This window comes from Kitasatospora sp. NPDC049258 (genome assembly GCF_040678895.1).
GTDB lineage: Bacteria > Actinomycetota > Actinomycetes > Streptomycetales > Streptomycetaceae > Kitasatospora.
Map to the genome: position 1 here is coordinate 1 of NZ_JBFAQT010000085.1, position 5,706 is coordinate 5,706.

The 5,706-nt window shown below is 68.8% G+C and carries 6 protein-coding genes; all 6 read left to right on the top strand.

The window, feature by feature from the left end; translation table 11 throughout:
- The coding region (locus AB0K43_RS31105; protein ID WP_363645726.1) for an oligopeptide/dipeptide ABC transporter ATP-binding protein at nucleotides 1–299 on the top strand (299 nt) is incomplete at its 5' end.
- Entirely contained in the window at nucleotides 292–1,314 is a 1,023-nt protein-coding gene (locus AB0K43_RS31110; RefSeq protein ID WP_363645728.1) for a dipeptide ABC transporter ATP-binding protein, read from the top strand. The genes AB0K43_RS31105 and AB0K43_RS31110, both read left to right, overlap by 8 nt.
- Before the next feature lie 165 nt (nucleotides 1,315–1,479).
- Complete coding sequence (locus AB0K43_RS31115; RefSeq protein WP_363645730.1) at nucleotides 1,480–3,105, top strand: ABC transporter substrate-binding protein; 1,626 nt, start codon at nucleotides 1,480–1,482, stop codon at nucleotides 3,103–3,105.
- 79 nt (nucleotides 3,106–3,184) lie between these two features.
- On the top strand, nucleotides 3,185–4,111 hold the full coding sequence (locus AB0K43_RS31120; protein WP_363645732.1) for an ABC transporter permease: 927 nt from the start codon (nucleotides 3,185–3,187) through the stop codon (nucleotides 4,109–4,111).
- The gene (locus AB0K43_RS31125; RefSeq protein WP_363645734.1) at nucleotides 4,104–5,102 is read left to right on the top strand and encodes an ABC transporter permease; all 999 of its coding nucleotides are present in this window, start codon (nucleotides 4,104–4,106) and stop codon (nucleotides 5,100–5,102) included. Before AB0K43_RS31120 ends, AB0K43_RS31125 begins: the two co-directional genes overlap by 8 nt.
- Nucleotides 5,103–5,116: 14 nt before the next feature.
- On the top strand, nucleotides 5,117–5,706 hold a 590-nt coding region (locus AB0K43_RS31130; RefSeq protein WP_363645736.1), incomplete at its 3' end, for an ABC transporter ATP-binding protein.

Genomic DNA, 5,706 nt, shown 5'->3' on the forward strand with positions numbered 1-5,706 from the left:
TGGAGACCGCCCCCGTGCACGAGCTGTACGCCAACCCGGCGCACCCGTACACCAAGGGCCTGCTCCGCTCGATCCCCCGCCTGGACCAGAAGGGCGAGGAGCTCTACGCGATCAAGGGCCTGCCGCCGAACCTGCTCAAGGTCCCGGCCGGCTGCGCCTTCAACCCGCGCTGCGACGCTGCCACCGACCTCTGCCGCACCGAGATCCCGGCGCTGCACCAGGTGCTCGACCAGGGCGGCGCCGAGCTCGCCGGCCGCAAGAGCGCCTGCCACCTCTGGAAGGAGACCCTCCATGGCTGAGCCCATCCTGGAGGTCCGCGACCTGGTCAAGCACTACCCGCTCAGCCAGGGCATCCTCTTCAAGAAGCAGGTCGGCGCGGTCAAGGCCGTGGACGGCATCTCGTTCACCCTGCACAAGGGCGAGACGCTGGGCATCGTCGGCGAGTCGGGCTGCGGCAAGTCGACGCTGGCCAAGGTCCTGATGAACCTGGAGCGGGCGACCGCCGGTCAGGTGCTGTTCAAGGGCGAGGACATCTCCCGCCTGTCGGGCGCCGCACTGAAGGCGGTCCGGCGCAACATCCAGATGGTCTTCCAGGACCCGTACACCTCGCTCAACCCCCGGATGACGGTGGGTGACATCATCGGCGAGCCGTACGAGATCCACCCGGAGGTGGCGCCCAAGGGCGACCGCCGCAAGGCGGTGCAGGACCTGCTGGACGTGGTCGGCCTCAACCCGGAGTACATCAACCGGTACCCGCACCAGTTCTCCGGCGGGCAGCGCCAGCGCATCGGTATCGCCCGCGGCCTCGCGCTCAAGCCCGAGGTCATCATCTGCGACGAGCCGGTCTCCGCGCTGGACGTCTCGGTGCAGGCCCAGGTGATCAACCTGCTGGAGCAGCTCCAGAGCGACTTCGAGCTGTCCTACATGTTCATCGCGCACGACCTCTCCATCGTCCGGCACATCTCCGACCGGGTCGGCGTGATGTACCTCGGCAAGATGGTCGAGATCGGCACCGACGAGGAGATCTACGAGCACGCCACCCACCCGTACACCCAGGCGCTGCTGTCCGCGGTGCCGGTGCCGGACCCGACCGGCCGCGAGACCCGGGACCGGATCGTGCTCTCCGGGGACATCCCCTCGCCGGCCAACCCGCCCTCGGGCTGCCGCTTCCGCACCCGCTGCTGGAAGGCGGAGGAGCGCTGCGCCACCGAGGCGCCGCTGCTGGCGGTGCCGCAGGTGCTGAGCGGGCCGGCCGCGCACGACTCGGCCTGCCACTTCGCGCAGGTCCGCGAGAGCGCGGCCAGCGCGGCCTGACGGCTCGCCAGGAAGGGCCCGCGGTCGCCTACCGGCACCGCGGGCCCTTCGGCGTCTCCGGACGGCCCAGGGGCTGCACCCATCCGGCGGTACTGCGGTCGCGCCGCCGTCGACCGGGGCCTTCCATGGGGTGTGATGCGTTGCACACCCCTAGGAGGATGCTCCATGCCCTCAGCCACCCGCGTGCGCCGGGCCGTCATCGGTGCGACATCCGTGGCCCTGCTGGCCACCGGATGTGGCAGTAGCGGCGGTAGCAGCGGTAGCGGTTCGTCCGACGCCCAGAAGACCTTCAGCTACCAGAGCAGCGAGCCGCAGAACCCGCTGCAGCCGGCCAACGCGAACGAGACCGGCGGCGGGCGCATCCTGCAGAACCTCTTCAAGGGCCTGGCCGACTACGACCCCAGCAACGCCCAGCTGCGGATGCAGGTCGCGGATTCGATCGACACCAGCGACTCGCAGACCTTCAACGTGACCCTGAAGACGGGCTGGACCTTCCACGACGGCACGCCGGTCAAGTCGGCCAACTTCGTGAACGCCTGGAACTGGGCCGCCACCACCGCGAACAACCAGATCAACAGCTCCTGGTTCTCGGACATCGAGGGCTACCAGGACGTGCACCCGGCGAGCGGCGCGAGCACCAAGACCACGATGTCCGGCCTGACGGTGGTGGACGACACCCACTTCACCATCAAGCTGGCCGGCAAGGTCTCCTACTTCCCCTACAAGCTGGGGTACATCGCCTTCTCGCCGCTGCCGGACGCCTTCTTCAACGACCCGGTCGGGTACGGGCAGAAGCCGGTGGGCAACGGGCCGTACCAGTTCGTCAGTTGGGACCACAACACCCAGGTGGTGACCAAGACCTACCCGGGCTACATGGGCGTGGACAAGCCGAAGAACGGCGGCGTGGTCTTCAAGATGTACACCACCGCCGAGGCCGCCTACGCGGACCTGCAGTCCAACAACCTGGACGTGATGGACCAGGTGCCGCCCTCCGCGCTGGCGACCTACAAGAGCGACCTGGGCGACCGGGCGATCGACTCCGCGCAGGGCGCGATCCAGAACATCGGCTTCACGCTCTACCAGCCCGAGTGGCAGGGCGCCAACACCGCCAAGGTCCGCCAGGGCCTGTCGATGGCGATCGACCGGAACACCATCACCAAGACCGTGCTCCAGGGCTCGCGCACGCCCGCCTCCGCCTGGGTCGCCGAGGGGGTCGAGGGCTACAAGGCCGGCACCTGCGGCGACTTCTGCAACTTCGACCCGGCCAAGGCCAAGCAGCTGATCACCGAAGGCGGCGGGGTGCCGGGCAACAGCCTGAAGATCACCTACAACGCCGACGGCGGCCACAAGGAGTGGGTGGACGCGGTCTGCAACTCCATCCGGCAGAACACCGGGGTGGACTGCGTCGGTGACCCCAAGGCCGACTTCAAGACCGCCCGCCAGGCGATCACCGGCCACCAGATCAGCGGTGCCTTCCGCACCGGCTGGGTGCAGGACTACCCGCTGAACGCCAACTTCCTCGCCGACGTCTACAAGACCGGCGCGGCCGCCAACGACTTCGGCTACAGCAGCCCGCAGTTCGACCAGCTGGCCAACCAGGCCGACGCGGCGCCCAGCATCCAGGACTCGGCGACCGGCTACCAGCAGGCCGAGGCCGTCCTCGCGCAGGACATGCCGGCGATCCCGCTCTGGTACTACCGGACCAACTCGGGCTACTCCACCAACGTGCAGAACGTCACCTTCGACTCCTTCGGCAACCCGGCCTGGACCCAGGTCGAGGTCAAGGGCTGATCCCGCCCGTACTGGCCCCGTCCTCCCCGCACGGAGGGCGGGGCCCCGGTTCTAGGCCGCCCCCTCGGAAGGAGGCACGATGGGCAGCTACGTCATTCGGCGCGTACTGCAGATGATCCCGGTGTTCCTCGGCGCGACACTCCTGATCTTCCTGATGGTGTACACCCTGCCGGGCGACCCGATCGCCGCCATGTACGGCGACAAGGCGGCCGACCCCGCTCAGGTGGCCAGCCTGCGGCACCAGTTCTACCTGGACCAGCCGCTGTGGAAGCAGTACCTGCACTACATGAACAACATCCTGCACCTCGACTTCGGCACCAGCTTCACCGGCCGCTCGGTCTCCAGCATCATGGCCGACGCCTTCCCGGTCACCATCCGGATGGCACTGATCGCGTTCTTCTTCGAGATCGTGGTGGGCCTGCCGCTGGGCGTGCTCTCCGGCCTCAAGCGGGGCAGCGTGGCCGACACCCTGGTGCTGCTGCTCACCCTGCTGGTGATCTCCATCCCGGTCTTCGTGCTCGGCTACATCGCGCAGACCGTCTTCGCCACCAACCTCGGCTGGGTCACCCCGACCGTGCAGGACTCCACCGACATCACCCAACTCCTCCTCCCGGGAGCGGTGCTGGCCGCCCTGTCACTGGCGTACGTGGCCCGGCTCACCCGGACCTCGATCGGCGAGAACCTGCGGGCCGACTACATCCGGACCGCCACCGCCAAGGGCCTGCCGCGGCGCACCATCATCGTCCGGCACCTGCTGCGCAACTCGCTCATCCCGGTGGTCACCTTCCTGGGCACCGACCTCGGCGCGCTGATGGGCGGCGCGATCGTCACCGAGGGCATCTTCAACGTCAAGGGCGTCGGCAACATCCTCTACCGGGCGATCGGCCAGAAGGAGGGGCCGACGGTGGTCGGCATCGTGACCGTGCTGGTCATCGTCTACCTGGTCGCCAGCCTGCTCGTCGACCTGCTCTACGCAGTCCTGGACCCGAGGATCCGCTATGCCTGACGTGCACGACGAGAACGACCCCAAGCCGCTCCCGCCGCCGGGCAGCGGCCACCTCGACTACGTCGGCAACCAGGGCCTGCTGGTCGAGCAGGACACCCTGATCGAGCCCGACCCGGCCAAGCGCGAGGAGGCCCGCAGCCTCTGGGGGGACGCCTGGCGGGATCTGCGGCACCGCCCGATCTTCCTGATCTCGGCGGCCCTGATCGTCCTCCTGGTGATCATCGCGATCTTCCCCGGACTGTTCACCAACGCCAACCCGCGCCAGTCCAACCTGGTCCTCAACTACCTGCGCCGGCCGGACTGGACGGACTTCTTCGGGGCCGGCTGGTTCGGGTACGACGGCCAGGGCCGCTCGATCTACGCCCGGGTGCTCTACGGGGCCCGGGCGTCGATCACCGTCGGCATCTGCGTCACGCTGGCCGTCACCCTCCTCGGCGGGATCACCGGCATGGTGGCCGGGTACTTCGGGGGCTGGATCGACTCGGTGGTCTCCCGGATCATCGACATCTTCTTCGGCATCCCGCTCCTGCTCGGCGCCCTGGTGCTGCTCAACGCCTTCACCTACCGCAACGTCTGGACGGTGGTGTTGGCGCTGGCCTTCCTCGGCTGGACCCAGCTCGCCCGCGTGATGCGCGGGGCGGTGCTGACGGTCAAGCAGTCCGACTACGTGGTGGCCGGCAAGGCCCTCGGGGCCGGCACCGGGCGCCTGATGCTGCGCCACATCCTGCCCAACGCGGTCGCCCCGGTGATCGTGGTCGCCACCATCGCGCTCGGCGGCTACATCACCGCCGAGGCGACGCTGAGCTTCCTCGGCATCGGCCTGCAGGACCCGACCATCTCCTGGGGCGTGGACATCTCCTCGGCCCAGAAGGTGATCCGCACCGCCCCCTACGTGATGTTCTTCCCGGCCGCGGCGCTGAGCATCACGGTGCTGGCCTTCATCATGCTCGGCGACGCCGTGCGCGACGCCCTCGACCCGAAGCTGCGCTGAGCAAGGGGAGTCCTGTGACTACTGCTGCCGACACCGTCCGGTCCGTCCGCGAGGAGCCCTACCAGGGGCCCCTGCTGGACGTGCGGGACCTGCATGTGGAGTTCAAGACCCGGGACGGCGTCGCCAAGGCCGTCAACGGCGTGAGCTACAGCGTCGCCGCCGGCGAGACGCTGGCGGTGCTGGGCGAGTCCGGGTCCGGCAAGTCCGTCACCGCTCAGGCGATCATGGGCATCCTGGACATGCCGCCGGCCCGGATCCCGCAGGGCCAGATCCTCTACCGCGGCCAGGACATGCTCACGATGGGCAAGGAGGAGCGCCGCAGGATCCGCGGGCAGAAGATCGCGATGATCTTCCAGGACGCGCTCTCCTCGCTCAACCCGGTCATGACGGTGGGCTTCCAGCTCGGCGAGATGTTCCGCGCGCACCGGGGCTCCTCCCGCTCCGAGGCCAAGGCCAAGGCGATCGAGCTGATGGACCGGGTGCGCATCCCGGCCGCCAAGGACCGGGTGGGCGACTATCCGCACCAGTTCTCGGGCGGTATGCGTCAGCGGATCATGATCGCGATGGCGCTGGCGCTGGAGCCGGATCTGATCATCGCGGACGA